General features: G+C 73.6%; 23 protein-coding genes and 1 tRNA gene. 13 read left to right on the forward strand and 11 right to left on the reverse strand.

Going from position 1 to position 26,611, the window contains the following annotated elements:
• Positions 1 to 209: 209 nt before the first annotated feature.
• The 3 genes from rlmB (at position 210) to ACSBPG_RS12785 (ending at position 1,713) form a co-directional block, all read left to right on the forward strand.
• Positions 210 to 1,052, forward strand: a complete 843-nt coding sequence (gene rlmB, locus ACSBPG_RS12775; RefSeq protein WP_435537548.1) for a 23S rRNA (guanosine(2251)-2'-O)-methyltransferase RlmB — start codon at positions 210 to 212, stop codon at positions 1,050 to 1,052.
• Between the two features lie 83 nt (positions 1,053 to 1,135).
• A tRNA-Thr gene (locus ACSBPG_RS12780) sits at positions 1,136 to 1,211 on the forward strand.
• Positions 1,212 to 1,401: 190 nt separating this feature from the next.
• Entirely contained in the window at positions 1,402 to 1,713 is a 312-nt protein-coding gene (locus tag ACSBPG_RS12785) for a hypothetical protein (protein ID WP_435537549.1), read from the forward strand.
• A gap of 84 nt (positions 1,714 to 1,797) precedes the next feature.
• Here the strand turns inward: ACSBPG_RS12785 and ACSBPG_RS12790 are convergent, their stop codons facing one another.
• Together ACSBPG_RS12790 and ACSBPG_RS12795 are read right to left on the reverse strand one after the other, a co-directional pair.
• The gene (locus tag ACSBPG_RS12790; RefSeq protein WP_435537550.1) at positions 1,798 to 2,376 is read right to left on the reverse strand and encodes a polysaccharide biosynthesis/export family protein; all 579 of its coding nucleotides are present in this window, start codon (positions 2,374 to 2,376) and stop codon (positions 1,798 to 1,800) included.
• A gap of 295 nt (positions 2,377 to 2,671) precedes the next feature.
• Positions 2,672 to 3,976: an outer membrane beta-barrel protein gene (locus tag ACSBPG_RS12795; protein WP_435537551.1), complete on the reverse strand. Its 1,305-nt coding sequence runs from the start codon at positions 3,974 to 3,976 to the stop codon at positions 2,672 to 2,674.
• A 335-nt stretch (positions 3,977 to 4,311) separates the two neighbouring features.
• Here ACSBPG_RS12795 and ACSBPG_RS12800 point away from each other — a divergent pair, with 335 nt between their 5' ends.
• Both ACSBPG_RS12800 and ACSBPG_RS12805 read left to right on the forward strand, forming a co-directional pair.
• Positions 4,312 to 4,497 carry a hypothetical protein gene (locus tag ACSBPG_RS12800; protein ID WP_435537552.1) on the forward strand — a complete coding sequence of 62 codons (186 nt, stop codon included), beginning with the start codon at positions 4,312 to 4,314 and terminating at the stop codon, positions 4,495 to 4,497.
• Positions 4,498 to 4,861: 364 nt separating this feature from the next.
• A complete protein-coding gene (locus ACSBPG_RS12805; RefSeq protein ID WP_435537553.1) occupies positions 4,862 to 5,326 on the forward strand; it encodes a MarR family winged helix-turn-helix transcriptional regulator in 465 nt (154 codons plus the stop codon).
• 143 nt (positions 5,327 to 5,469) lie between these two features.
• Here ACSBPG_RS12805 and ACSBPG_RS12810 read toward each other — a convergent pair whose 3' ends face one another.
• Both ACSBPG_RS12810 and otsB read right to left on the reverse strand, forming a co-directional pair.
• Complete coding sequence (locus tag ACSBPG_RS12810; RefSeq protein WP_435537554.1) at positions 5,470 to 5,709, reverse strand: hypothetical protein; 240 nt, start codon at positions 5,707 to 5,709, stop codon at positions 5,470 to 5,472.
• Between the two features lie 96 nt (positions 5,710 to 5,805).
• The gene (otsB, locus tag ACSBPG_RS12815) at positions 5,806 to 6,627 is read right to left on the reverse strand and encodes a trehalose-phosphatase (protein ID WP_435537555.1); all 822 of its coding nucleotides are present in this window, start codon (positions 6,625 to 6,627) and stop codon (positions 5,806 to 5,808) included.
• A 379-nt stretch (positions 6,628 to 7,006) separates the two neighbouring features.
• On the opposite strand from otsB, the gene ACSBPG_RS12820 reads away from it, so the two are divergent.
• Entirely contained in the window at positions 7,007 to 7,144 is a 138-nt protein-coding gene (locus ACSBPG_RS12820; protein WP_435537556.1) for a hypothetical protein, read from the forward strand.
• Between the two features lie 33 nt (positions 7,145 to 7,177).
• On the opposite strand, the gene ACSBPG_RS12825 is transcribed toward ACSBPG_RS12820, so the two are convergent.
• Positions 7,178 to 8,074 (reverse strand): ROK family protein, encoded by an 897-nt coding sequence (locus tag ACSBPG_RS12825; protein WP_435537557.1) that lies wholly within the window; start codon positions 8,072 to 8,074, stop codon positions 7,178 to 7,180.
• Positions 8,075 to 8,288: 214 nt separating this feature from the next.
• Here ACSBPG_RS12825 and ACSBPG_RS12830 point away from each other — a divergent pair, with 214 nt between their 5' ends.
• On the forward strand, positions 8,289 to 10,508 hold the full coding sequence (locus tag ACSBPG_RS12830) for an ankyrin repeat domain-containing protein (protein WP_435537558.1): 2,220 nt from the start codon (positions 8,289 to 8,291) through the stop codon (positions 10,506 to 10,508).
• Positions 10,509 to 10,535: 27 nt separating this feature from the next.
• Here the strand turns inward: ACSBPG_RS12830 and ACSBPG_RS12835 are convergent, their stop codons facing one another.
• Entirely contained in the window at positions 10,536 to 11,603 is a 1,068-nt protein-coding gene (locus ACSBPG_RS12835) for an anhydro-N-acetylmuramic acid kinase (protein WP_435537559.1), read from the reverse strand.
• On the reverse strand, positions 11,603 to 11,890 hold the full coding sequence (locus ACSBPG_RS12840; RefSeq protein ID WP_435537560.1) for a hypothetical protein: 288 nt from the start codon (positions 11,888 to 11,890) through the stop codon (positions 11,603 to 11,605). Before ACSBPG_RS12840 ends, ACSBPG_RS12835 begins: the two co-directional genes overlap by 1 nt.
• Before the next feature lie 182 nt (positions 11,891 to 12,072).
• Between ACSBPG_RS12840 and tyrS the strand changes: the two genes are divergently transcribed.
• The gene (gene tyrS, locus ACSBPG_RS12845) at positions 12,073 to 13,326 is read left to right on the forward strand and encodes a tyrosine--tRNA ligase (protein WP_435537561.1); all 1,254 of its coding nucleotides are present in this window, start codon (positions 12,073 to 12,075) and stop codon (positions 13,324 to 13,326) included.
• 266 nt (positions 13,327 to 13,592) lie between these two features.
• Here tyrS and ACSBPG_RS12850 read toward each other — a convergent pair whose 3' ends face one another.
• Complete coding sequence (locus ACSBPG_RS12850; protein WP_435537562.1) at positions 13,593 to 17,267, reverse strand: YhdP family protein; 3,675 nt, start codon at positions 17,265 to 17,267, stop codon at positions 13,593 to 13,595.
• Between the two features lie 108 nt (positions 17,268 to 17,375).
• On the opposite strand from ACSBPG_RS12850, the gene ACSBPG_RS12855 reads away from it, so the two are divergent.
• Both ACSBPG_RS12855 and bcp read left to right on the forward strand, forming a co-directional pair.
• The gene (locus tag ACSBPG_RS12855) at positions 17,376 to 20,393 is read left to right on the forward strand and encodes a bifunctional [glutamine synthetase] adenylyltransferase/[glutamine synthetase]-adenylyl-L-tyrosine phosphorylase (RefSeq protein WP_435537563.1); all 3,018 of its coding nucleotides are present in this window, start codon (positions 17,376 to 17,378) and stop codon (positions 20,391 to 20,393) included.
• Positions 20,390 to 20,866 carry a thioredoxin-dependent thiol peroxidase gene (gene bcp / locus ACSBPG_RS12860; protein WP_435537564.1) on the forward strand — a complete coding sequence of 159 codons (477 nt, stop codon included), beginning with the start codon at positions 20,390 to 20,392 and terminating at the stop codon, positions 20,864 to 20,866. Before ACSBPG_RS12855 ends, bcp begins: the two co-directional genes overlap by 4 nt.
• Positions 20,867 to 20,988: 122 nt before the next feature.
• Here the strand turns inward: bcp and ACSBPG_RS12865 are convergent, their stop codons facing one another.
• From ACSBPG_RS12865 to parA, 3 genes are all read right to left on the reverse strand, one after another.
• Positions 20,989 to 21,621 (reverse strand): outer membrane protein, encoded by a 633-nt coding sequence (locus tag ACSBPG_RS12865; RefSeq protein ID WP_435537565.1) that lies wholly within the window; start codon positions 21,619 to 21,621, stop codon positions 20,989 to 20,991.
• Between the two features lie 110 nt (positions 21,622 to 21,731).
• Positions 21,732 to 22,661 carry an NAD-dependent epimerase/dehydratase family protein gene (locus ACSBPG_RS12870; RefSeq protein ID WP_435537566.1) on the reverse strand — a complete coding sequence of 310 codons (930 nt, stop codon included), beginning with the start codon at positions 22,659 to 22,661 and terminating at the stop codon, positions 21,732 to 21,734.
• A 3-nt stretch (positions 22,662 to 22,664) separates the two neighbouring features.
• The gene (gene parA, locus ACSBPG_RS12875) at positions 22,665 to 23,312 is read right to left on the reverse strand and encodes a ParA family partition ATPase (RefSeq protein WP_435537567.1); all 648 of its coding nucleotides are present in this window, start codon (positions 23,310 to 23,312) and stop codon (positions 22,665 to 22,667) included.
• 123 nt (positions 23,313 to 23,435) lie between these two features.
• On the opposite strand from parA, the gene ACSBPG_RS12880 reads away from it, so the two are divergent.
• The 3 genes from ACSBPG_RS12880 (at position 23,436) to ACSBPG_RS12890 (ending at position 26,514) form a co-directional block, all read left to right on the forward strand.
• On the forward strand, positions 23,436 to 24,407 hold the full coding sequence (locus tag ACSBPG_RS12880; RefSeq protein WP_435537568.1) for an L-threonylcarbamoyladenylate synthase: 972 nt from the start codon (positions 23,436 to 23,438) through the stop codon (positions 24,405 to 24,407).
• A 39-nt stretch (positions 24,408 to 24,446) separates the two neighbouring features.
• Positions 24,447 to 24,848 (forward strand): DUF6157 family protein, encoded by a 402-nt coding sequence (locus tag ACSBPG_RS12885; protein ID WP_435537569.1) that lies wholly within the window; start codon positions 24,447 to 24,449, stop codon positions 24,846 to 24,848.
• 244 nt (positions 24,849 to 25,092) lie between these two features.
• Positions 25,093 to 26,514, forward strand: coding sequence for an FAD-binding oxidoreductase (locus ACSBPG_RS12890; RefSeq protein ID WP_435537570.1), 1,422 nt, complete (start codon positions 25,093 to 25,095; stop codon positions 26,512 to 26,514).
• The last annotated feature ends 97 nt before the right edge of the window (positions 26,515 to 26,611 follow it).

Here is a 26,611-nt window from a genome sequence, read left to right on the forward strand (position 1 = left end):
AACCACTCGGCCACCCTTCCTGCGTCCGTCCCGGTGTGCCCCGGAACGGAGATCGGCACTATGAGAATTTTTGGAGCCTTGTCAACAGCGTTGAGCGCGGCCTTCAGGAAAAAAGCGTGCTGGCCCTCGGGGCCGGTCGGCGCTACCCGTTGTCGAGGGAAAGCGCCGCTTTCCGCCCCACCCGCCCGCCCCGAGACCGTGAGCCGCCGATGAGCCGCAACAAGCCCCGCCCACCCTCCGGGCGCCCCCCGTCGGGACACGGCGACCCCGCCGCCGCCGGTCGCCGCCCACCCCCCGCCGGACCGCGCGGCGGCGCCGGGCTGCTGTACGGCGTCCACCCCGTGGCCGCCGCCTGGACGAATCCGGAGCGCCGTTGCCGGCGCCTCATGGTCACCGATTCGGGCCGGGAGGCGCTCGCGGCGGCGCTCGAGCGGGCCGCCGCGCTGGGACTCGAGCGGCCCGCCCCGACCGTGGTGGAACGGCTCGAACTCGACCGCCTGCTGCCGCCGGGGGCGGTCCACCAGGGGGCGGCGCTCGACGCCGGGCCGCTGCCGGAGGTGGGGATCGAGGACGTCTGCGCGGCGGCGCAGACGTCGGCCGACGCGCTGGTGGTGGTCCTCGACCAGGTGACCGACCCGCACAACGTCGGCGCCATCCTGCGCTCGGCCTCGGCCTTCGGGGCGCGCGCCGTGCTGGTCACCGAGCGGCATGCGCCGGAGGTCACCGGCGTGCTCGCCAAGAGCGCGTCGGGGGCGCTCGAGGCGGTGCCTCTGGTGCGGGTGACCAACCTGGCGCGTGCCCTGGGGGAGCTGCGCGACGCCGGCTTCTGGTGCGTCGGGCTCGACGAATCGGGCGCGCGCACCCTGGCCGAGCTGGACCTGGGCGGCCGCACCGCGGTGGTGCTCGGCGCCGAGGGCGCGGGCCTGCGGCGCCTGACGCGCGAACGCTGCGACGCGATCGCCCGCCTGCCGACCGGCGGGCCGGTCGGCAGCCTCAACGTCTCCAACGCCGCGGCGGTCGCCCTTTACGAGGTGGCGCGCCGGCGCGGCTAGACGGGCGGCGCTCCGGCGCTTGTCTGGAGCCCGGGGGGACGCTAGTGTGGGCGCCGCGCCGGCCCCCCGAGTCGGCGCGCGATGCCGGATTAGCTCAGCTGGTAGAGCAGCTGATTTGTAATCAGAAGGTCACGGGTTCGAATCCTGTATCCGGCACCATTCCCCCGAAGCGGCGCCCCCCCGAGGCGGCGGACGGACGCGCCGGCCGGCGCTGCGCGTCGGCGCACGGCTTCGTGCCGTCGGGACGGGCCGGCGGCCCGATCGCCACCCGGGCCCCATCGCCGGGGAACCCGGCGGGTGCGGCGGCGGTTGGAGGGGGTGCTGAGCGCAACCACACCGAGGCACCCTCATGGCCGACCGCCCCGACGACCGTCCCGCCGATCCGCCGACCATGGCGGCCCAGCGGCTGCGCGCCGCCATCGACCGCGGCGAGACCGGCGACAAGGTGCCCAACGAGGATCCCGCCGCGGCGCCGCTCGGCACGGACGACGAGGCGGCGGGCACCCGGCCGCCGCCCACGGTGGCGCCGTCGCCCTCCCCCGGCGGGCCGCGGGTGCCGCCGGGACAGAAGAAAGGCTACGAGATCGGCACCGCCACCGACGCCCACGGCACCGCGCCGGTCAAGGGCGGCCGGCACGATGGCGGCCGCACCGAGCGCTGACGGCCGGTGGGGCACCGACGGATCCGGCGCGGCGACCGAGGGCCGCCGCGCCGCGCCGCGCCGGAGGCCGACGCCGGGCGGCGGTCAGAAATAGCGCTCCGGAATCTGGACCACGTCGTCCGGCATGATCGGCGTGTTGAGCGGCGCCCGGTAGAGCTTCTTGTCGGGGTCGCTGCCGCGGGTGACGAGGATGAAGTCGTCGTCGGCGCGGTAGGTGTAGCCCCCCGCCATGGCGACCGCGGTCAGGGCCGTCATGCCGTTCTGGAAGCTGTACTGGCCGGGGTTGCGCACCTCGCCCAGGATGTAGAAGGGCCGATGGTTGAGGACCTCCACGCTGACGCGGGCGTCGCGCACATAGCCCTTCTCGAGGCGCGAGGCGATCTCCTGCTCGAGCTGGCGGGTGGTGCGGTTGCGCGCCTGCACCTCGCCGATCAGCGGCATCGCCACGCTGCCGGAGCCGTCGACCCGGAACTCGCCGGAGAGCTGCTCCTCGCCGAAGACGATGACGCGCAGGGCGTCGCCGGCGCCGAGCTCGTACTCGCCGGCCTGGACCATGCCCTGGGGCTCGGGCGGCGCGTCGATGTTGGCGCAGCCGGTGATTCCGAGGCCGGCCGCACCGACGGCGGAAAGCCCGAGCAGACGGAACAAGTGACGTCGATTCATCCCAAACCCTTCCCTGGAACGTGGCAGTGAACGGGCCGCCGTGGACCACGGCAAGCCCCGGCGGTGTCCAGGTAAGATCCTAGCAACTCGCGGCTCCACGGGAATAAGTGGAGTCGAATTAACACGCGTGGGCGCGCCGCGCTCTGGCGAATGGACGAGGCATGGTTGCCAGCATATCCGGGGCCGCCGATTGGCCGAGCGTCACACGAAGAAAAGGCGCCCGCCGGAATGGCGGGCGCCTAGACAGGTCGTTCGACTTTCCCGGGCGGCCGTGGCGTCTTGCGCCGGGCGACGCTCAGAGCTGGGCGCCGAGGCGCAGGAAGACCAGGTTGCTGGTGTAGTCGGACGCGGCGTCGGACTGGCGTTCCTCGTAGGTGTAGCCGCCGGTGACGTAGAGATAGCGGTTGACCTGGTAGGTCGCCCCGAGCCCCACGGTGTAGACGTCGTCGGCACGGTCGATGCCGTTGAAGTCGTCGGTGCGGTACTGGAGGCGGCCGTTGAGCATGACGGTGCGCAGCAGCTCGTGGTCGACACCGATGGCGTATACGGTGCGGGTGTAGCTCGACGCCGTCGAACCGCCCAGGGTGGCCCGCGTCTCGCGCACCTGCCGGGTGACCGAGCCGGTGATCGCCGTCAGTTCGGTGACCGCCCAGTTGATCTGGCCGCCGAACGCCAGGCCGTCGACGTCCTTGAGCCCGGGGGCGTCGAAGTCGCGGGAGAGGTAGCCGGCGAAGACCTCGCCGTTGATGAGGGCGGTCAGCTCGGAGGAGAAGCCGACGGTGACGTCGTAGCCGTCCGAATCGCGGTCGACGTCGCCGTAGCGGGTGCTGTCGTCGTACTTGGTCTTCGTGTAGGCGCCCTGGACGAAGGCCTCGTAGCCGTCGATGAAGGCGTAGCCGACGCGCAGCGCGGTGCCGTAGGCCCAGCGGTTGCGGTCGTCCTCCGGCCGGCTCAGCCCGTTGGCGAGGACCGCGTCGTCGTAATCGTAGTAGGAGGCCAGCGCCGACAGGCGGGCGCGCAGACGGTTGAAGTGATGGGTGTAGGCCACCTCGCCGCCGCTGACGTAGTAGATCACCGGCTCGGCCACGCCGGCGGCCAGCGATTCCCCGAGTTCGGTGTCGATCTCGCCGGCGCCCTCATGGTTGCGGCGGTGGAAGGCCTCGCCCTCCAGCGTGTTGTCCCGCCACACGTCGAGCCGGCCGTCCAGCAGCACCCGGTAGTCCTCGTAGTTGAGGCGGGAATTGTCCTTGTAGCGGCCGAACTCGCCGTACGCCGAGAGGTTGAGGGCGTGCCGGTTCCAGTTCGAACGGACGTCGAGCTCGGGACGGGTGACGAAGACGAAATCGGACTCGGTGTCGGACTCCGTGGCGAAGACGTTGCTGTCGTAGGTCGCCCCGGCCTCCAGGCGCGGCAGCACCAGGAACGAGCCGGCGCGCATGCCCAGCTGCTCCACCTCGGGGCGCGGGCGCTCCAGCACGGTCTCGCCGCGCTCGAGATCCTGGGCGGCGGCCGGCGCCGCGGCGAGACCCGACAGCATCCCGCCGGCCGCTCCGGCGGCGATGGCGGTGAAAGCAAAGATCGACGTGGACATGGTCTTCATTGGGGTCACCGCGATAAGGCTTGATGCCGCGAACCGTCGTGCCAGAGCCGGACCGGCGCGTCGGGCAGTGCCGCAAGTCAAACCATACCGTGACACGAGCGCAACAGTGAAGGCACGGGAAGCACGGTTTTGCACGCACCTGTGCTTCGTCGGCAACATGACTTCCACCGCTCCACGCAGGACCGCCGCGGTGCCGCCCGCAACTCGACGAACGTCATAGGCATGTTCGTGTTTCCCGCCCGGCGGTGACACCACCGGCCCTCGCCCGTTCTCGTAGGCAGGCGGCGCGTCCGGCGCCGCCGGCACCCCGCCACCCGAGAGGAGGGACCGCGAACATGGCCGACCGTTCCGACCTGCCCGTCCGGCCGCAGCAGCCGCCGAAATCCCCCAAGCGTCCCGAGGACGACCGGATGCCGCCCTACACGCCGGGCGGTGTCCCCGAGCCGGCGGGACCGGTGCCGCACTCCGAAGAGGAGCGGACGAGTCCGCCCCCGACCTACCCTCCCAAACGCGCCCCCTGATTCCCGCCGTTGCCGACGGGAGGAAGTCGGGCGCCCGGATCGCCGGAACGAAGACGTTCCGGCGATTTGTATCGTGGGGCAAGACATTATCGCGAAGCGCCTGCGACACTTCCGCGCTATCTGGTGGCAACATCGCCTCAAAGTGGCCTGTCCTTGGCCTAAGGCCCCCTCGATACACGTTTTTTTGCTTTATCTGCTCGTATGTTTGGCTTTATGGCTTATGACATAGGCCTAAAGCTCAGGCCTTCGGTGAGCCGACACGGTCGGCGCCGGAGGTTCCGTCGGTTCAACCGCCGGCCGGACACGCCTTGCAGGGCCGACGGAACACCGCAGCGTCGCGAGGAGAAGGACGATGGAAGCCCACATGAGCGCATACCGCATCGAATCGGCCGGCGAGGGGCCGGCCGCGGCCGCCAACGATTACACCCTGTCCGATCAGATCAATCACAGATTGCGTCGAGTCCACCAGAGGGCGAACGGGATCTTCCTGGAGACCATCGGCGATACCCAGGTGACGCCCACCCAGTGGGCCGCACTGGTGACCCTGCACCGCCACGGCGCGCTGTCGCAGAACCAGCTCGGCCGGCTGACCTACATGGACCCGGCGACCACCCAGGGCGTCATCCTGCGCCTCGTCGAGCGGGCGCTCGTGGAGCGCAGCCCCGATCCCGTCGACCGCCGCCGCACCAGCGTCACCCTGACCCACAGCGGCCATGCGCTGGTGGCCCGCCTGCAGGGCAACGCCACCATGGCGCACGCCCGCGCCCTGGAGCCGCTCGACAGCGACGAGCAGCGCCAGTTCCTCGCCCTGCTGGAACGCCTCATGTGAATCCGGGGGGCGCCGCGGTGCGGCGCCCAGGCAGGATCTGCGACGTCCGCGCCGCCATGGGCGGGCCCGGCGATCCCGCAGAGCCATGGAGCCCGCAGGTTTGCCCGGGCCGTGCCACAGGGGGCGCGATCCGGGCCACCGGTTCAGGCCAGCAGGTCGAGCAGCCGCCGCGTCATGGCCGTGCCGGTCCGCAGCACCGCCGCGTTGACGGCGAAGGCCGTCTCCGCCTGGGCGATGTCGACGACGACGGCGGGATCGGCGCCGCCGGCCGCCACCTGTTCGGTGGCGGCCAGGACGGTGGCCTGGGCTTGCCGCATGCCGGCGGTGGCCGCCGCCAGGGGCGCCGGCTGGGGTCCGGAGGTGCCGATGGGGGCGACGGACATGGCGCAGGCCTCCGGGCGCGCGGGAACGATGGACCCGACGCTACCTCCGGGCGATCGTTCCTGGCAAGAGGCGCCGGTCGGCCGGCATCGCCGGGATCAGGCGGCGTCCGGCCGTCCGGCCCGCAGGTGGTCGGCGAGCCTCACGAGAAAGGCCCGCACCTCGCCGGGATCGCGCAGGCTCCAGGTGGCGGCGGTTGCGGCCGGCGGGTCCATGACGCGCAGGCCGTCGCCGCGCCCCTCCAGCGCCCGGAAGGCGTCCTCGTCGGTCTCGTCGTCGCCGATGTAGAGCGGCCGGTAACCGGCGCCGTTCAGTTCCAGCGCGTCGAGCAGCGCCAGCACGGCGCGGCCCTTGTCCCACGGCAGGTCGGGGCGCAACTCGTGGATCTCCTTGCCGCCGGTCACCCGCAGCCCGGCCTGGCCGGCGGCCACGTCCCGCACCGTGCGGGCGACCACCGGCTTGGCCTCGGCCGCCGCCATGCGGGTGTGCACGGCGATGGCGAAGCGCTTGCGCTCCACCAGAACCCCCTCCACGTCGGCCAGCCGCCGCGCCAGCGCCGCCTCGGCGGCGTCCAGGGCGGGCACGTACTCCAGGCCGATCTGGGTGCGCAGCGACGGCCCGCGGATGTCGAATCCGTGGCTGCCGGCGTAGACGAGCCCGTCGAGGGCGACGAGGCGGCGCACGTCGTCGAGATCGCGGCCGCTGACCACCGCGACCGGGCACGAGCCGGCCAGCCGGGCGACGGCGTCGCGCGTCGCGCCGTCGAGCACGGCGAGGTCCGGCCGGTCGACGATGGGGGTCAGCGTGCCGTCATAGTCCAGGAACACCGCCGGCGTGCGTCCGCCGAGGGAGGCCGCGAACGCGGCGAAGCGGTCGAGGGCGGAGGGATGGTCGGCGCCGGGGGCGGTCGGTTCGGCCATGCTGTGTGCCTTCCGTGTGGGCATTCGCCGCCAAACAACACACCGGGAAACCGCGTCATCGCTGCCGTCGCGGCGCCGGCGGGCGCGTCTGTGACCATATCGCAACACTGACCCCGGAAAACAGCGACGGCCCCCGCGGGGGCCGTGCTCCGGTGTTGCGGCACCGAATGGATCTGTTAAATTTTGCAGCGCAGCAAGCGATTGCTGCTTCGCCCTTCTTGGGCGTTTCCTCCCTAAACTCAGGCCGCTGTCCTCAGCGGCCTTTTTTCTGCCAGAAACATGCCCACCGGGCAATCCCTGACTAAAGGGGTAGGTCCGTTCGGCCGGGGGTGCACGCGCGCCGGCACGCCGAGTCGGCGGTCGCGGGAAATTTCCGGGAATGCCGAGGCGCGCGGTTCCCCGTCACGGCGTTCTGTCGTATAGAAGCCGCCGACACACCACCGGGAGAGCCGCCATGGACATCGCGCTGATGCTTCTGTTCGTCCTGTTCTTCTTCTGGCAGACGATCACCGACTGATCCTCCGCCCGCCGGCTTGACGGCTCCGTCCCGTCAGGCCGGCCACAGGCGGGCGGCCCCGCGCATGCCGCTGTCGCCGCCGAAACGGGCCGTCACGATCCGGGTGCGCGGCGCCCGCACCAGGGCGTAGAGACCCAGGCGCTCCGCCGCCGCACCGCACAGATCCGGCAGCGCCGACAGGCCGCCGCCGACCACCACCACCTCCGGGTCCAGCAGGTTGACGACGCCCGCCAGCGCCCGCGCCAACGCGTCGGCGTGGCCCGCCAGACTGGCGCGCGCGCCGGCGTCGCCGGCGGCGGCGGCGGCGGCGATCGCCGGCGGCGCCAGATCACGGCCGGTGTGGTGGGCGTGCAGCCGGCTCAAGCCGGCGCCCGACAGCACCGTCTCCAGGCAGCCGAGCCGGCCGCAGCCGCACGCCGCGACGGGGCCGTCCGCGGGCGTCCGCCAGGGCAGCGGCGTGTGCCCCCACTCCCCGGCGATCGCGTTGGCGCCGGCCAGGATGCGGCCGTCGACGACGATGCCGCCGCCGACCCCGGTGCCGAGCACGGCGCCGAACACGATCCCGGCCCCGGCCGCCGCCCCGTCCGCCGCCTCCGACAGGGCGAAGCAGTTGGCGTCGTTGGCGAGGCGCACGGGCCGCCCGAGCGCCGCCGCGAGGTCGCCGGCCAACGGCCGCCCGTCGAGCCAGGGCAGGTTCGCCGCCCGCACCGTTCCCGCCGCCGAATCGACGACCCCCGGCAGGCTGAGGCCGACCGTCGCGCCGCTGCCGCCGGCCCGCCGCTCCAGCTGCGCGACGACATCCGACAGCACCGCCAGGGTGCCGGGGTAGTCGCGCGGGGTGTCGGCCCGCCCGCGGGCGCGCTCCGTGCCCTGTGCGGCGAGGGCGACCGCCGCGATCTTGGTGCCGCCGAGGTCGATGCCGATGCGCATGGGCCTATGGGACGTTGCCGGTACGAAGCGGCACCCTATACCCCACAGAGGGGATCGGACCAGCCTGCGGTGGTGGCGGTAATCCCCTTATGAGCGGCAGCGCCGTCCCTTTGCACCGTCGCACGCCGCGAGGGGACGACTAGAGTCAGGGACTTAGGTTCCGTCCCACTGCCACGGCATGCCCATGAACCGCACCGCTTCGAAGCCCGTCCCGATGAGCGACGCGTCCGACGCCGCCCCGCCGGTCCCGCACGCCGGCACACCGGAACAGCGCGAAGCGCTCGAAGGCCTGAAGCTCGCCCTGCTCGCCCGGAAGCGGCTGCTGGTGCTCGCCGGCGGCGGCGGCGGCGAACGCGGCGACGTCTTCGCCCGGCTGACCGCCGAGGTCGCGGCCGATGGCGCGCTGGTCCTGGTCGTCGCCGCCCGTGCCGGCATGGACGTCGAGGCGCTGGTCGCCGCCGCCGGCCGCGACGCCGCCGGCCGGGCCAGCGACGACGCCGATTTCGACGGGCTGATCGACGAGCTGGAGCGTCGGCTCGACCTTGCCGGATGCGGCCTGCTGGCGGTGAACGACGCCCAGCACCTGGCGCCGGAGACCCTGGCCGACCTGGCGGACCTGAGCGGCAGCGAATCGCCGCAAGGCCGCTTCCTGCAGGTCCTGCTGTGCGGCCCGGCGGCGCTGGAGCGCGCCCTGACGCCGCCGCCGCTGGCCCGGGCGCTGCGCGACCACGGGGTGATCTACCGGCTGGCCGGTCCCGGCGCTCCGTCGGCGGCGCCGGCCGCCGAGGCCCCGGGGCCGCGTCTGGCCGCCCCGCCGCGCGGCGCCGTCGCCCCACCGGGCGACCATCGTCCCCGCCGGGCGCTGCCCTGGGCGGCCGTGGTGGTCGTCGTGCTCGGCCTCGGGGCGGCCGTGGCGGTGGCCGTGCCCGACCTCGGGGACCGCGCCCGGCTCGCCGGAACGTACGCCGCCGGGGCCTGGCACGGCGCACGCGCCTTCCTCCTCAACGAGCGCCGCCCCGCCGCCGAGGCCCACGCCGCGCTCTCCGGAGCGCCGGCGTCCACGGCCGGCGCCTCGGCCGAACCGGAGCCGGCGGCGCCCGCACCGGCGATCGACACGCCCATCCCGGCGATCGACGCGACGGCGGATGCCGTGACGGAATCAACGGAGCCGGTGCCGCCGGAGGTGCCGGCGGCCGCGGCGGAACCGTTCCCCCCGGACCCCGTCGCGGTCGCCTCGCTGCCCGACGCGGCGCCGGCCGCCGGCGCCGAACCGGCGGCCGGCGCGGCCCCCGACGGCGCGGCCGCCGACGGCGCGGCCCCCGACAACGGAGCCCAGCCGGCGCCGCCGGCCGAGCCGCGGCCGGATTCCCTGGCCCGGCTGCTGAACGACCTCGAAGGGATGGTCCTGCCGGAGGACGAGCCCGAGCCGCCGGCCCAGGCGGTGGCCCCGGCGGACCCCGCCCCCCTGCCCCCGCTGGCGCCGCCGACCGAGGTCGCGGCCCTGCCGAGCCCGCCGCCGCCGCCCGTCGATCCGGACCTGCAACGCCGGGTCGAGGCGCTGGCGGAGCGGGCGCGCGGGCAGCTCGCCGACAAGAAGCTGACGACGCCGGAAGGCGACAACGCCTTCGAGACGGTGCAGCGCATGCAGGCGCTGCTGCCGGAGGCGCCGGCCGCCGGGACGCTCCTCGACGAGATGGAGGACACCTATCGGCGCTGGGCGGCGATGGCCAAGACGAAGGGCGACTGGCTGAACGCCCGCCTGTTCTATCAGCGCGCCCTCATCATCGATCCCGACGATCCCGAACTGCAGAACCTGCTGGGCGAGGCGCAGGCGCAGGCGCAGACCGGCAGCACCACCGTGTCCTCCGCGCCGGAAGCGGCCACGCTGGCGATCCTGCGCGACCCGGCGGGGCTGGAGGCGGCGCTGGCCGGCGGCGTGCTCGACGCCAACGCGCGGCTGCCCGGCGGCAAGACCCCGCTGATGGTGGCGGCCGAACAGGGGCTGCTCGATCAGGTGCGCTCCCTGCTGCGCCGCGGTGCGAACCCGCGCGCCCGCACCGAGACGGGCGCCACGCCGCTGATGTACGCGGCCTACGGCGGGCACGCCGGTCTGGTGGACCTGCTGGCGGCGGCGGGCGCCGACGTCGACGCCGCCAACGTCGACGGCAAGACCGCGCTGATGGCCGCCGCGGCGCGCGGCAACGCCGCGGTGGTGCGGACGCTGCTGGCCCGCGGCGCGGCGGTGGACCGGCCGACCCGGCACGGCTGGACGGCGCTGATGTACGCCGCCAACGGCGGGCACGACGCCGCCGCCCGCCTGCTGATGGCCGGCGGCGCCGACCCCGGCCGCACCGACGCCATCGGCAACTCCGCCGTCTCGCTCGGCCGCGATCACGGACATTATCAGATCGTGCAGGTGCTGACCGGCCGCTGACCCCCGTACGCTTCCATCCGGCCCGGGTCAGCCCGCGGCCGGATGGAAGCGTCCGCCGGTCAGCGGCGACGGGGCGCCGGTCGTCGTCGGCAGGCTGAGCGGCAGGCCGAGGCGGCTGCGCACCGCGAGATAGCCGAAGGCCTGGGCCTCCAGCGCGTCGCCGTCCCAGCCCACCGCCTCCACCGGCTCCACCGGCACCTCGAGCCGCCGCCGCAGCATGGCCATGAGGGTGGCGTTGTGGCGCCCGCCACCGGTGACCAGCCAGCGTCGCGGCGCCTGGGGCAGCAGGGCGAGCGCCCGGGCCACCGAGGCGGCGGTGAAGGCGGTCAGCGTCGCCGCGCCGTCGGCGGGCGACAGCCCCTGCACCGGCGCGGCGTCGAACGCGTCGCGGTCCAGCGACTTCGGCGCCGGCCGCGCGAAATAGGGATGGTCGAGCAACGCGGTGAGCGCGGCCTCGTCGACCCGGCCGCCGGCGGCGAGCGCCCCGCCGGCGTCGTAGCGCTCCCCCCGCCGCGCCAGCACCCAATCGTCCAGCAGCGCGTTCCCCGGACCGGTGTCGCAGGCGATCACCGCCTCGTCGGCGCCGATCCAGGTGAGATTGCCGACGCCGCCGAGATTCAGGACGGCCAGCGGCCGCTCCAGCCCGCTCGCCAGCGCCCGATGGAAGAGGGGCGCCAGCGGCGCCCCCTCCCCGCCCGAGGCGACGTCGGCGGTGCGGAAGTCGTCGACCACGGCGATGCCGGTGAGACGCGCCAGCAGCGCCCCGTTGCCGAGCTGCCAGGTGCGCCGCTCGTACGGCGCATGCAGGATGGTGTGGCCGTGGAAGCCGACCAGCTCGACCGCGGCGGCGGAGACGCCGGCCCGGTCGAGCAGGCGGGCGACGGCGTCCGCGTGCTTCTCCGTCAGTTCGCGTTCGACCTCGACCACCGGCCCCTTGCCGCCGAGGCAGGAACGCAGGCGGCCGCGGAAGCCGTCGCCGTAGGGGATCGTCAGAAAGGCGGCGGGCTCGACCCGGTCCTCGCCGTCGGTCCGCAGCAGCGCCGCGTCGATGCCGTCCATCGACGTGCCGCTCATCAGTCCGATGACCGTCTGCATCAGTGGCGCGTCTGGAAGCCGTCCCAGTCCTCGTCACCGGCTTCGGAGGTCAGGTCGCCGCGGCGGATGGCCTCGATCTGCGCCTCCACCTGGGCCAGGCGCCGCTCGTGCTGCTCGAGGCGCCGCTCGTGCGCGGCGATGCGCTGCTCGACCTCCTGCTGGCGTGTCTCCAGCGCGCGGATGCGGGCCTCGTAGCGCGCCTCCAGGTCGTCGATCCGGCCCCTCAGCCAGGCGACCTGCTCCTCGGGCGTTCGACCCTCGGGAAATCCGTCCAGCACGTTGCCCATGGCCTCACCTCCCTCCTCGATCGCACGACACCATACGCCCCGTGGCCGGCCCCGTCGACCGGCAAGCGACGCGCCCCGGGTCGCCGCGGCCGACGGCCGTAGGGGCAGCGGAATTGTCGCACCGGGCGGAACCGTGCTAACAGACCCCCGCCTCCCCCACCCACCAGCCAGACGTTCGGGCCATGACCACCTTGCAATCGGACTTCCTGCGCACGCTGGAAGCGCGCGGCTTCATCCACCAGTGCACCGACCTCGCCGGGCTCGACGCCCGCATGGCCCAGGGGCCGGTGACGGCCTACATCGGCTTCGACTGCACCGCCGACAGCCTGCACGTGGGCAGCCTGCTTCCCATCATGATGCTGCGCTGGCTGCAGAAGACCGGCCACAAGCCGATCGTGCTGATGGGCGGCGGCACCACGAAGATCGGCGACCCCTCGGGCAAGGACGAGAGCCGCCAGCTCCTGACGGAGGAGCGGATCAAGGAGAACATGGCCGGGATCAAGCGCGTCTTCGGCCGCTACCTGCGCTTCGGCGACGGTCCGACCGACGCCGTCATGGTCGACAACGCGGACTGGCTGGACGAGCTGCGCTACATCCCGCTGCTGCGCGACATCGGCCGCCACTTCACCATCAACCGCATGCTGAGCTTCGAGTCGGTGCGCCTGCGCCTGGAGCGCGAACAGCCGCTGACCTTCCTGGAGTTCAACTACATGATCCTCCAGGCCTACGACTTCATGGAGCTGGGCCGCCGCCTCGACTGCCGGCTGCAGATGGGCGGCTCCGACCAGTGGGGCAACATCGTCAACGGCGTCGAGCTGGCGCGCCGCGTCGACCAGAAGGACCTGTACGGCCTGACCACGCCGCTGCTGACCACCGCGTCGGGCGCCAAGATGGGCAAGACGGCGTCGGGCGCCGTATGGCTGACCGCCGACAAGCTCAGCCCCTACGATTTCTGGCAGTACTGGCGCAACACCGAGGACGCCGACGTCGGCCGCTTCCTGCGCCTGTTCACCGAACTGCCGCTCGACGAGGTGGAGCGGCTGGCCTCCCTGCCCGGCGCCGAGATCAACGAGGCCAAGAAGGTGCTGGCCAACGAGGTGACCCGTCTCGCCCACGGCGAGGCCGCCGCCGACGAGGCCGCCGAGACGGCGCGCCGCACCTTCGAGCAGGGCGCCGCCGCCGAGGGGCTGCCGACGGTCGAGGTGCCGCGCGGCCAGCTCGCCGACGGTCTCGCCGTCGTCGACCTGCTGGTGACCGCCGGGCTGGCCCCCTCCAAGGGCGAGGCGCGCCGCCTGATCAAGGGCGGCGGCGCCAGGCTGAACGACGCCGCCGTCGCCGACGAGACGGCGCGGGCGACGCTGGACGACCTCGGGAACGACGGCACGATCAAGCTGTCGGCCGGCAAGAAGCGACACGCCCTGGTCAGGGCGGTGTGAGCGTCTGGTGCGCACGGTCTGGCGCACGCGGTCTGGCGCACACGGTCTGGCGCACACGATGGTTGGATCGATCCAACCGATTTCCAACCGGCGGTGCCCATCCGGCCTTGACAGCTCCCACTTAGTGGGAGCATTTTCGCCCCAGCCGTTCGGCCTAGCCCGGATGGCTTGAGGCCGAAACGGCCCGGTCCTGGGAGGACGCCCGTCACGCGCACCGTTCGGCCGATGGACGAGTGCCGGTCAACGTCACGCTGCACCGTCGGCCATCAACCTCCCGGAGCGTCCGCAGCCGCGGGTGCTCCGGTTTCGTTTCCGGCTCCTCCGTTTCCGGCACCGCCGTCGGCCGGCGCCGCCGCACCTCCCGTCGAGCCGAGGAAGAACAGGTTGCGCAGGAACCCCGGCGCCAGCACCGCCAGCGGGTTGACCGAGACGTCGGGATCGGCGAAGGGTCCCCGGACGTGCCAGGTCGCGGCGAAGATCCCTTGGCCGGCACCGCCGCTCAGCACGTCGCCGAGGATGGGGATCTGGCCGAGGATGCGGTTGAGGCCGTAGACCGGCACGATGGTCCCCTGCAGGTTGGCGACGTCGGCGACGAGGTCGACGTCGCCCTCCAGGGTCAGGCCGAGCGCGCTTCCCGAGGTCCGCACCTCCTTCAGCGTCAGCAGGCGGCCCTGCTTGCGGAACTCGCCGACCAGCCGGCCGAAGGTGATCCCCTTGCCCTGCATCAGTTCGGCGAAGCCGGACGGCGAGATGGCGTTGAGGATGCGCGCCAGCGTCGGCGCCTCGACCACCGTGTAGTCGGTCATGTCGATGCGCCCGTCGATGGCGGCGTCGGCGCGCGGCTCGCGGGTGGTGCCGGTGATGCGCAGGCGCCCGCCCTCGATGCGGTCGTTGAGGTCGAGCATCTTGAGCGCCCGGCCGGCGTCGTCGGCGATGACCTGGACCTTGTAGCGGTCGCCGGCCGGTTCGAAGCGCACGAACAGCGACGAGGACGGGCCGGTGGAGGCGGTGACGTCGATCAGCGTCCACACCGAGCCGTCGTTGTTGATCTTGGCGACGACGTCGCCGAGCTGGCGGCCGTCGCCGAAGATCACCCGGCCCACGCGCAGCGTCGCCACCAGCGGCCGCCGCCGCCGGGGCGGGGCGGCGGTGTCGCCGCCGCCGCCGTCGTCGTCGAGCAGCCGCCGGGCGTCCAGGCTGGCGCCGGTCACGGTGGCCACGTAGGCGCCGTCGCGCACCACCACGTCGGCGCGCAGGTCGGTCTCCTCCAGCTTGAGCTCGGCGATCTGGGCGTGGGTGAGCGCCGTCGTCGCCGGGTCGAGGTCGAGGGCGGCGGCCGCCTTCAGTCCGCCCCCCTGGAAGGTGATGCCGGACACCCGCACGACCTTGTCCTTGCGGAACTCCAGGGTGAAGCGGCCGGAGGCCGGCACGCCGGGCTTCTTCGTCCAGGCGAGATCCTCGATCCGCAGGTCGGTGGGAGCGAGGTCGAGGGTGCCGGTCAGGCCGAGGCGCTTGCGCTGGTCGACGGTGAAGACGACGTCGAAGCCGACGGGACCCGAGGCATACTCGGCGGCTTCCACGCCGAACTTGGCGAACTCGCCGGCGTCGGCGGTTCCCTTGACGTGGACCCGGGTGCGCGGCCCCTTGGCGGCATCCTCGAACTGCTCCTTCCAGTCCAGCACGACCGGCACCCCGTCGAGCCGCGCCTTGCCCTTGACCGTCATCGACTTGGTGTCGAGCTCGAGATCGAGGTCGCCGGCGCTGGCGTCGAGCCCGGCCGCCACCTTCTTCACCCCGGTCGCGCTCAGCTTGCCCGTGACGCCGACGTCGACGTCGTCGACCTTGAGGTCGACGAGCAACGGGAACCGGAAGCGGAGGTCGGCGCGGGCGCGCCCCTCGGTGCCGGCCGGGTCGATGTCGAGGCGGCTGGGATAGCCGAGCGGCGGACTGTCGAGCACCGTCAGGATGGTGCGCACCGGTCCGTCCACCGGCACGTCGATGTCGATGCTCTCCTTGCCGCCGAGGTCGTGGATGACGACGGTGCCGGCGCCCAGCTCGACGTCCTCGACGCGGCCGCCCTCGGTGTGGATGGTGAAGGTCGTTCCGTCGACCTCGCCGCGCACGGCGGTTATGCCGCGCACCGGCGGCAGGGGCCGGAAATACTCGACGTCGACGTCGGACGCCGTCAGGGTCGCCTTCAGCGTCTCCCGCTCGAAGGCTCCCGGGTCGGCCAGCGGGGCCGACCCCGAGAAGATGGCCGTCGCCTCGTGCACGGTCCCGCGCGACAGGTTTTCGGTGATCCACTCGCGCGCGTTCTTGCTGAGCGACGTCGGCCACAGCCGCGCGAGATCGTCCAGCGGCACGTCGCGCGCCGTCACCGAGCCGTCCGCCCGCAGCCGGTCGCCGCCCGTGCGGTCCTCGCCCACGGCGAGGCGCGCCTCGAACGTCGGCCCGCCGAGATCGATCGCCAGGCGGTCGACGTCGAGGTGACGTGCCTGGGCATCCACGACGGCCTGGATCGCCGCCGCGCGGATCTCGAGGGGGGCCGCGAAGCGGTCCGGCAGGACCAGGCGGCCGGGGCCGGCCGCCAGGTCCAGGCGTCCGTCGCGTGGCCGCAGCGAGCCGTCGAGCCGCAGGGTGGCCGTGCCGACGACCGGCAGCGCCGCCGCGGACAGCGGCTCCAGTTCCGGCGCCAGGGCGGCGAGCAGCGCCGGCTCCAGTTTCTCCACCTCGGCGGTGACCTGCAGCCCGTCGGCGCCGTCGCGCACAGCGTCGAGCATGACCGAGGAGGTCCGCAGCCCGTGCGCCAGCGTGAGGGTCAACGAGCCCGTCGGCGCGACCGCGAACCCGCCGTCCGCCGTGAGCTGACCGGCCGCGGCCAGACGCGTGCCCGGCCCGTCGCCCGGCCCGCCCAGCAGCAGCGCCGCCCCCTCCAGCTCCAGCCGCCGCGCCGCGAGGTCGACCGCGCCCCGGGCGCCGGCCGAGCGGACGGCCAGCGCCTCGCCGTCCCGCCCCGGGACGGCGAGGACGCCCGGCCCGCCGGCCAGGTCGAAACGCAGGTGCTGCGGCTGCAGGGTGCGGTCGAGGTCGAGCTCGAGGGTGCCGTCGACGGCGAACGCGGCGCCGGCCAGCGGCGCCAGCTCGGGCGCCACGCGGGCCAGGCGGGCCAGCTCCAGGTCGTCGATGCGGACCGCCGCGACGGTCCGCCCGTCGGCCCGCCGGCGGTCGGCGGTGGCGGTCAGCGACGCCGTCTCGCCGCCGAGGTCGAGGGTCAGCGCGAGCCGGCCGTCGATCCCGTCGCGGTCGCGGCGCAGATCGATGTCGGCGCGCGTGGCGTGCCAGGAGAAGCCGCTGGCCTCGTTGGTCACCCGCAGGTCGGCCTGCGCCACCGACAGGCGCCGCAGCAGGCCGAGGGGCCGGTCGGCGTCGGGCGGCGCCTCCAGGGCGGCGAGCACCTCGCCGACCACCGGCGAGCCGGCGTCGGCCGCCGTGCCGTCGGCGCCGCGCTCCCCGGCGCGGATGTCGAAGCCGAAACGGCCGTCGCCGTGCCGGACCACGGCGATGCGCGGCCGGACGAGCTCCAGCCGGGTCGGCTCCAGGCGGCCGCGCAGGAGGGCCCGCACCGAGAAGCCCACCCCCAGCTCCGGCACCGCCGCCAGCACCTCGCCGTCGGCGTTGGTCGCCGCCACGTCGACGGCGCGCAGGTCGAGGCCGCCGATGCCGTCGCCGTCGTCGTCGACCCAGCTCACGCCGAGCGCGCCGATGGCGACGCGGGTGCCCGGCACGGCGTCGGCCAGGGCCCGCTCGACGTACGGGGTCAGCGCGTCGAGCGCGATCGGTCCGGCCGAGAGCCGCCAGGCGATCCCGCCGCCGACCAGCCCGGCCAGCACCGCCACCGTGGCCGCGGTCCACGCCGCCAGCTTCGCCGTCCTGCGGATCACCAGCCCGTCCTCCGCACCGCCCGCGCCGGGCGCGCATCCCGGTTGACCCCGGCGGGACCGCCCGTCAGGGTGGCGGCCACGCCCCATCGCACGCCGAGCCCGACCGCCATGTCCACCGCCCTGTCCATCGTCCCGCCCGACCGCCTGCCGAAGCCCTTCGACGCCGCCCAGGCCGAACGCGGCATGGAGCGTTGGCGCGCCGACGTCGCCGCCGGCGACGCCGGGCTGCGCGCCTGGGCGCTGTCGTTCGCCGACGCGCCCGAGGGCCGGGCGCTGATCGCGGCGGTGTGCGGCAACAGCCCGTACCTGGCGATGAGCCTGACGCGCGAGCACGCCTTCGTGCGCCGGCTCGTCACCGACGGGTTCGACGCCACCTTCGCCGCGCTGATCGAGACGCTGGAGCGCGAGCTGGCCGAGGAACGCTCGACCGACCGCCTGATGACGGAGCTGCGCGTGGCCAAGCGCCGCGCCGCGCTGCTGATCGCCATCGCCGACATCGCCGGCGCCTGGACGGTGGAACGGGTCACCCGGGCGCTCAGCGACGTGGCGGAGACGGCGTTGCGGCTGGCGTGCGCCCACCTGCTGCGGCGGGCGGCGGAGGCGGGCACGCTGACGCTGCCCGATCCGCAGCGTCCGTGGGTGGGCTCAGGACTCATTGTTCTCGGCATGGGCAAGCTGGGCGCGCGCGAACTCAATTATTCCAGCGACATCGATGTGATCGTGCTCTACGACGACGCCGTCGTGCGGACGCCCCAGCCGGACAACCTCGCCCGGACCTTCGTCCGTATCGCCCGCGATCTTGTCCGCATTATGGAGGAACGCACGAAGGACGGCTACGTCTTCCGCACCGACCTGCGCCTGCGCCCGGATCCCGGGGCGACGCCGCTGGCGGTGTCGGTGACGGCGGCGGAGATCTACTACGGCAGCGTCGGCCAGAACTGGGAGCGCGCCGCCATGATCAAGGCGCGGCCCGTCGCCGGCGACCCCGACGCCGGAGCCGCCTTCGTGCGCTTCCTGGAGCCGTTCGTGTGGCGCCGCCATCTCGACTTCGCGGCGATCCAGGACATCCACTCCATCAAGCGGCAGATCAACACCCACAAGGGCCACCGCACGATCACGGTGAACGGCCACGACGTGAAGGTGGGGCGCGGCGGCATCCGCGAGATCGAGTTCTTCGCCCAGACCCAGCAGCTCATCTTCGGCGGCCGCGACACCCGGGTGCGGCCGGCGCCGACGCTCCGGGCGATCGAGGCGCTGTGCGCCGTCGGCCGCGTTCCCGAGGAGGCGGTCGAGGAGCTGGGCGCCGCCTACCGCTTCCTGCGGCGGGTCGAGCACCACATCCAGATGATCGACGACCGCCAGACCCACCGCATCCCCGCCGACGACGCCGGCGTGGCGCATCTCGCGACCTTCCTCGGCTACGCCGATCCGGCGGCCTTCCGGGCCGACCTGCTGGGCCACCTCGGCCGGGTCGAGGACCGCTACGCCGAGCTGTTCGAGGAGGCGCCGACCCTGTCGGGGCCCGGCAACCTCGTGTTCACCGGCACCGACGACGACCCCGGCACGGTGGAGACCTTGGGCGCCATGGGCTTCAAGGACGCCGGCCGCGTCATCGCCGTGGTCTCCGCCTGGCACCGCGGCCGCTACCGGGCGACCCGCTCCGGACGGGCGCGCGAGCTGCTGACCGAGCTGGTTCCCGCCCTGCTGAACGAGCTCGCCAAGACGCCGGACCCCGACGGAGCGCTGATGAACTTCGACGCCTTCCTGGCCAAGCTGCCGGCCGGCGTCGGCCTGTTCTCGCTGTTCTACGCCAATCCCTGGCTGCTCAACCTGGTGGCGGAGATCATGGGCACCGCGCCGCGCCTGGCCGAGGCGCTGTCGCGCAACCCGGCCCTGCTGGAAGCGGTGCTGTCGCAGGACTTCTTCGATCCGTTGCCGGGCAAGGCGGCGCTGGAGACCGACCACGCCCGGGTCATGACGGCGGCCCGCGACTTCGAGGACGCGCTCGGCCTGGCGCGGCGCTGGACCAGCGACCAGCGCTTCCGCGCCGGCGTGCACATGCTGCGCAACATCACCGACGGCGACGGCTGCGGCCCCTTCCTGGCCGACCTCGCCGACGTCGCGGTCACCGACATCGCCCGGCGGGTGGAGGAGGACTTCGCCCGCCGCCACGGCCATCTGCCCGGCTCCTCCTGGGTGGTGGTGGCGATGGGCAAGCTGGGCAGCCGCCAGCTCACCCTGACCTCCGACATCGACCTGATCGTCGTCTACGACACGCCGGCGGAGGTGAAGGCGTCGGACGGCGGCAAGCCGCTGACGCCGGCCGAGTACCACATCAAGCTGACCCAGCGCCTGACCAACGCCGTCACCGCGCCGATGGGCGACGGCCGGCTCTACGAGGTCGACATGCGCCTGCGCCCGTCCGGCAACGCCGGGCCCCTGGCGACGTCGCTGACCGCCTTCGTCAAGTACCAGACGGAGGGCGCCTGGACCTGGGAGCACATGGCCCTGACCCGCGCCCGCGTGCTCGGCGGCGGCGGCGCCGACCCCGGCGGCCTCGGCGGCCGGGTGCGGGACGCCATCTGCGACGCGCTGACCCGGGCCCGCGACGCGGACCGGCTGCTGTGGGACGTCGCCGACATGCGCCGGCGCATCGACAAGGAGTTCGGCACCGCCAACCCGTGGGACGTGAAGTACGCCCGCGGCGGGCTGATCGACATCGAGTTCGTCGCCCAGTACCTGCAGCTCCGCCACGCCCACGACCACCGCGCCGTGCTGTCGACCAACACGGCGGTGGCGCTGCGCCGCGCCGCCGACGCCGGGCTGCTGGCGCGCGCCGTGGCCGACGACCTGATCGCCGCGCTCAAGCTGTGGCGGCGGGTGCAAGGGTTCCTGCGGTTGACGACGAGGGGGACGCTCGACCCCGGCGCGGTGTCGCCGACCCTGTTCGAGGGTCTGGCGCGAAGCGCCTTCCCCGGCGAGGAGCCGCCGGTTGACTTCGCGGCGCTCGACGCCAGAATCCGTGCCGTCGCCGGCCGGGCCTACGACCATTTCCGCACCCTGGTCGAGGAGCCCGCGTCCCGGCTGGCGCCGCCCACCAACCAGGAAGAGCCGAAACTGCCATGAGTGCCGCACCGTCCGTCGATGCCGGAACCGCCGCCCCCGACTTCACCCTGCCGACCGACGGCGGCGGCAGCGTCACCCTGTCGGCCCTCAAGGGCCGCCCGGTGGTGCTGTACTTCTATCCCAAGGACGACACCTCGGGCTGCACCAAGGAAGCCTGCGGCTTCCGCGACGCCTTTCCCGACTTCTCCGGCCTCGACGCCGTGGTGATCGGCATCTCCAAGGACAGCGTCGCCAGCCACGACAAGTTCAAGGGCAAGTACGACCTGCCCTTCGCGCTCGCCTCCGACACCGACGTCAAGGTCGCCGAGGCCTACGGCGTGTGGGTGGAGAAGAGCATGTACGGCCGCAAGTACATGGGCATGGACCGCGCCACCTTCCTGATCGACCGCGACGGCATCGTCCGCGCCGCCTGGCGCAAGGTGAAGGTGCCCGGCCATGTCGAGGCCGTGCTGAAGGCGGCGAAGGGGCTGTAGACGTCCCGGCCCCGCTTGCCCAAAGGGCGGGAGCACCGTGGATTTCGTGCTGCGTCATGGAATCCACGGTGCGCCGAGGTTGGCATTCCGGCGGCCGGACTGCCCCCTGACGCGGTGGCCTTCTACGGCCCGATCCGGTAGCTCAGCCCCAGCATCAGGGCGTGGTTGGCGACGTGGAAGGACAGGTCGCGCCCGTCCGCCCCGTCGAACGAGCCTTCGGCCGTCCGCATGTACCGGTAGTCCACGTTCAGCCGCAGGTCCGGGCTGAGCACGTAGCCGACGCCGACGATGGCCTGGCCGCCGAACAGGATTTCCGTGTCCGACAGCGGGGTGTCACCGGCGCCCCAATCGTCGGCGTGCACCCGGACGGCGCCGACGCCGAGACCGACGTACGGCACCACCGGCCCCGCGGTGGGCACGTCGTAATAGCCGTTGACCATCAGCGCGGTCTGGCCGAGATGGCCGGAGCCGTCGGCGCGTCGGCCGCCCGCGTCGATCTCGTCGAGGGCGTTGCGCCGGTAGGACAGCTCGACCTCGGCACGCCACGGCGCCACCGCGACGCCGACGGCGCCGGCCACGCCCCAGCCGGTGTGGCCGGTCGCCTCGTCGCCGGCGGGCAGGTCGATCGACGGCTGGTCGTTGACCCCGACGGCCCCGGTGACGTACCAGCCCGGCGCCATCGTCTGGGCCGCGGCGGCTCCCGGGATCAGGAGCAGCGCGCCGGCCAGGACCACAGAAAGCGGTGCGTTCCGCATGGCCCCCTCCTCTCGTGGAGGATATGGGTCCATGCTACGCCGCGCCGCGGCGCGCTCAATCGAAAGGGCCACGCGCCCATCCCATTGCAGGGTCGCGAAAACGCCCGGGATCACCCGGTCGCGCGCAGCCACGCCAGGGTGTTGGCGATGCCCTCCGACAGCGGCGTGAAGCGGCCGCCGAAGGTCCTCTCGAACTTGCCCGTGTCCATCACGAACGGGTACTGGAACTGATAGAGGATCTCCCGCGCCTCGCGCGCCACCGGGTCGAACAGGCCGGCGGCCGCCAGCATCCAGCCCTTCACCGGCGCCATGCGCACGCTGGCGGCGGCCTCGGCGAAGACGGCGCGGATGAACTCGCGGCCGGTCACCGGCGGTCCCGAGGGCAGGTGCCAGATCTGCCCCGGTGCCGCCTCCTGGATGCCGAGCTGGGCGAGGCCGCGGGCGGCGTCGCCCACGTAGGTCATGGTGTGCGGCTGGTCGAGCGAGCCCGGCCAGCGCGCCGTCCGCCCCGCCAGCACCGCCTTGAAGACGAGATCGCGCGTCACCGAATTGGCGGCCGGCCCGTAGAAGTCCGACGCCCGGCCGATCGCCACCGGCGCCCGGCCGCGGGCGTGCGCCTCCATCAGCACCTGCTCCAGGCGGGCGCGCAGGCGTCCCTTCGGGCCCTGGGGCCGGCGCGGCGTCTCCTCGGTCATCGGCCCGGCCGGCGGTCCGTACATGTAGAGGTTGTCGAGCACGACGAGGCGCGCCCCGGCGCTCTCGGCCCCGGCGAGGCCGCCCTCGAAAAGGCGGGGCAGAACCTCCTGCCATTGCGGGTAGGGGACGTTGGTGCAGTTGTAGACGACCGCGGCACCGGCGCAGGCCCGCCGGGCGGCGGCGGGATCGGCGACGTCGGCGGCCAGCCGCTCCACCCCCTCGGGCCAGGAGCCGGCGCCGCTGCGGCTGACCGCGCGCACGGGCAGCCCACGCCCGGCCAGTTCGGCGACCAGGGCCAGGCCGACGCCGCGGCTGGCCCCGAGGACGACGTGGCGCTCGGCCATGGCTCACCCCGCGTGATCGAGGATTTCCCGGGCCAGCGCCTGCATCTCGGCGGCGGCCTGGCTGCGGCGGGCGGCCTCGGTCACCGACAGGCCGGTCAGCAGGGTGCCGGCGTAGGCGGTGCGGTTGCCGATCTGCGCCGCCGCCAGCAGCACGTCGGGCGGCGCCACCAGCGCGCCCACCTGGGCCACCAGCTCGTCGGCGATGCGGGCGCGCGGCGGCACCCGGTTCAGCACGAGGAGCAGCCGCCGCTTCTCCTGGCGGGCGAGGTCGAGGGTCGGCTGCACCGCCCACAGGTCCATCGGGCTGGGCTGCACCGGCGCCACCACCAGGGCGCCGGCCCGCACGGCGATGCGCGCCTCGGTCTGGGCGTGCGGCGGGCTGTCGATGACGACCACGTCGTGGTCGCGGGTCAACCGCTCCACCTCCGCCTGGGTGCGCCAGCCGGCGAGCTGCACGTGGTGGAAGCCGGCCTCGCCGCCGGTCGCCGCGTGGCGCACCTGGTACCAGCGGGTCAGGCTGCCCTGCGGGTCGATGTCGACGGTGGCGACGCGGTGGCCGAGCTGCATCCAGGCGATGGCGAGATGGGCGACCAGGGTGGTCTTGCCGGCCCCACCCTTCTGCTGCGCCACGGTGAAGACCTTGCCCGCCATCGCGCCACCCATCATCTTGTTGCAGCCCCCGCCCTGCCGTCATAAGCCTTGGACCGGAACGGCGCAACCGCGCCCTTCGCCGCCACACCGCCCTTCGCCGCAGCCGCTGGACCCCGACCGCCCGTGACCGAGCACCGCCCCGAAGTCGTCCCGCCCACCCCCGAGACCCTGGCCCGCGCCGGCGAGCTGCTGCGCGCCGGCGCCCTGGTGGCGTTCCCCACGGAAACCGTCTACGGCCTGGGCGGCGACGCCACCGACGAGCGCGCGGTCGCCGCCATCTTCGCCGCCAAGGGCCGGCCGTCCTTCAACCCGCTGATCGTCCACGTCGCCGACCGCGCCGCGGCGGAGGCCATCGCCGTCTTCGACGACCGCGCCCGCACCGTCGCCGAGCATGTCTGGCCCGGCCCGCTCACCCTGGTGCTGCCGCGCCGCGCCGATTCCGGCCTGTCGCTGCTGGTCTCGGCCGGCCTCGACACGGTGGCGGTGCGCGTCCCCGGCCATCCCGTGGCGCTGGATCTGCTGCGGGCCGCGCGGCGGCCGGTGGCGGCGCCCAGCGCCAACCGCTCCGGCTCGGTCAGCCCGACCACGCCGCTGCACGTGGTGGAAAGCCTGGGCGACCGGGTGCGGATGGTGCTGGCCGGCGGGCGCTGTCCGGTGGGGGTCGAGTCGACCGTGCTCGACCTGTCCGGCGCGACGCCGGCGCTGCTGCGCCCCGGCGCCGTGCTGCGCGAGGACCTGGAGCACCTGATCGGACCGGTCGCGGTGTCCGCCGGCGACCCGGACGCCCCCAGCGCCCCCGGCCAGCTCGCCAGCCACTACGCCCCGGCGGCCGCGGTGCGGCTGGAGGCGACCGGAGCGGCGGCGGACGAGGCGCTGCTGACCTTCGGCCCCGACGCCTTCGTGCGCGGCGGAGCGGTGCGCCTCAACCTGTCGGCCGACGGCGACCTGACCGAGGCTGCGGCCAACCTCTTCGCCCATCTCCGCGCCCTCGACCGGGCGGAGGTGCGGGCCATCGCCGTGATGCCGATCCCGGAGGTCGGGCTGGGCATCGCCATCAACGACCGCCTGCGGCGGGCGGCGGCACCGCGCGGGTAGGAGCGGCGCCCCACGGCCCTGCGCATTGGACAGAGAGCAATGCATTCGACGAACTATTTCCAGACGCTCATCCTGTGCTCCTCGGATTGCCCCGCGGAGGCGGGAACCGTCCCGACGAAGCCGGGAACCGTCGCGGCCGTCCAATTCGAACTGGTCTCGGCCGCGCCCTACGCGATGACCAGCGACGATCTCCTGCTGGCCGTGGAGTCGCGGCGCAAGAGCATGCCGCCCGATGAGCTTGAGCGGTTCCGCACCGTCTTCTTTTGCAGGCCGCGCGCGTGCCTGCGGACGTCGCCCCTCGTCAAAGCCTACGGATGGGGCATCCACAGCGATGCCAGCGGCAGGATCGCGGTGATCGGCCGGGAAACGGACCGATACGCGGCGCTGGTCCAGGACGGCGGGGTGAGGAAGGTCGCGGGCATGCGATCCCGTCGGGCCTAAGCAGCTTTGCCCAGATCGGGCCACAGCTGGCCCGATCTGGGCAAAGCTGCGGACTCCATGGCTTTGCAGGTTTTCCGAGCCCGCCCAACGGTGGGCGGAGTGCGGAAAACCTGCTTGGGGCGTCCACGGATCGGCCCGTCCTTGGAATGACCGCGGGCCAGGGCACTTTCCCCCTCGCCGCGGGCGTCGTTTGGCGGTAAACGGTGCGTTCCCCCAAGGATCGCACCGACCGGATCGACCCGCCATGAGTTCTGCCACCGACGCCCTCCTCGACCGCATCCGCGCCATCGTCGGCCCCAGCGGCATCCTGACCGACGCGGACGACAAGGCGCCCTATCTGGCGGAGTGGCGCGGCCGCTTCCGCGGCAACAGCCCGGCGGTGGTGCGTCCGGCCACGACCGAGGAGGTGGCGGCGGTGGTCGCGGCGTGCGCCGAGGCCGGCGTGCCGGTGGTGCCCCAGGGCGGCAACACCAGCCTGGTCGGCGGCTCCATCCCCTATGAGGCGGGACGGGAGATCGTGCTGAGCCTGTCGCGCATGAACCGCATCCGCGACATCGACCCGCTGAACTACACCATGACGGTGGAGGCCGGCGTCGTCCTCACCGCCGCCCAGGAGGCGGCGGCCGGGGCCGACCGGCTGTTCCCGCTGAGCCTGGGAGCGGAAGGCACGGCCCAGCTCGGCGGCCTGATCTCCACCAACGCCGGCGGCACCATGACCCTGCGCTACGGCAACACCCGCGACCTCGTGCTGGGGCTCGAGGTGGTGCTGCCCGACGGGCGGGTGTGGAACGGCCTGCGGCGCCTGCGCAAGGACAACACCGGCTACGACCTCAAGGACCTGTTCGTCGGCGCCGAAGGCACGCTCGGCGTCATCACCGCCGCCGTGCTGAAGCTCTACCCGCGGCCGCGCCAGAGCGAGACGGCGTTCGTCGCCGTGCCCGACCCGGCGGCGGCCATCGCCCTGCTGGCGCGCCTGCGCGAGGCGACCGGGGATTCGGTGACGGCGTTCGAGCTGATGTCGCGCCGCTGCCTGGAGTTCGCGCTGCGCCACGTCGAGGGCACCATCGATCCGCTGTCCGAGCCGTCCCCCTGGTACGTGCTCGCCGAACTGACCGCCGGCCGCGAGAGCGAGGCCTTCCGCGACGGCCTGGAGGAGGCCCTGGCCGCCGCCTTCGAGGAGGGCTTGGCCACCGACGCGACCCTGGCCGCGTCGCAGGGCCAGGCCAAGCAGCTCTGGTTCATCCGCGAGGCCATCGTCGAGGCGCAGAAGCACGAGGGCGGCTCGATCAAGAACGACGTGTCGATCCCGGTCTCCCGCGTCGCCGAGTTCATCGAGCGCGCCGAGGCGGCCGTGGCCGCAGCCTGCCCGGGCATCCGCCCCACCCCCTTCGGCCACGTCGGCGACGGCAACATCCACTTCAACCTCAGCCAGCCCGAAGGGGCCGACACCGCCGCCTACCTCGCCCGCTGGGACGAGATCTGCCACGTCGTCAACGCCGTCGTGCTCGACCTCAACGGTTCGATCTCGGCCGAGCACGGCGTCGGCCGCTTCAAGAAGGACGAGATGCCCACCATCAAGTCGGCCGTCGAGCTCGACCTGATGCGCGCCGTCAAGGCGGCGTTCGATCCCAAGGGCCTGATGAACCCCGGCAAGCTCCTGCCCTGAAGAAAAATCGCACCGCCCGTCCCGCAAGGGGGACGGCGCGGTGCGCGGAGGTTGACGGCCAGGAGGGCCCGCGGGCGCGACGCCCGCGGGTCCGATG

Source organism: Azospirillum sp. ST 5-10 (assembly GCF_051225715.1).
Classification (GTDB): domain Bacteria; phylum Pseudomonadota; class Alphaproteobacteria; order Azospirillales; family Azospirillaceae; genus Azospirillum.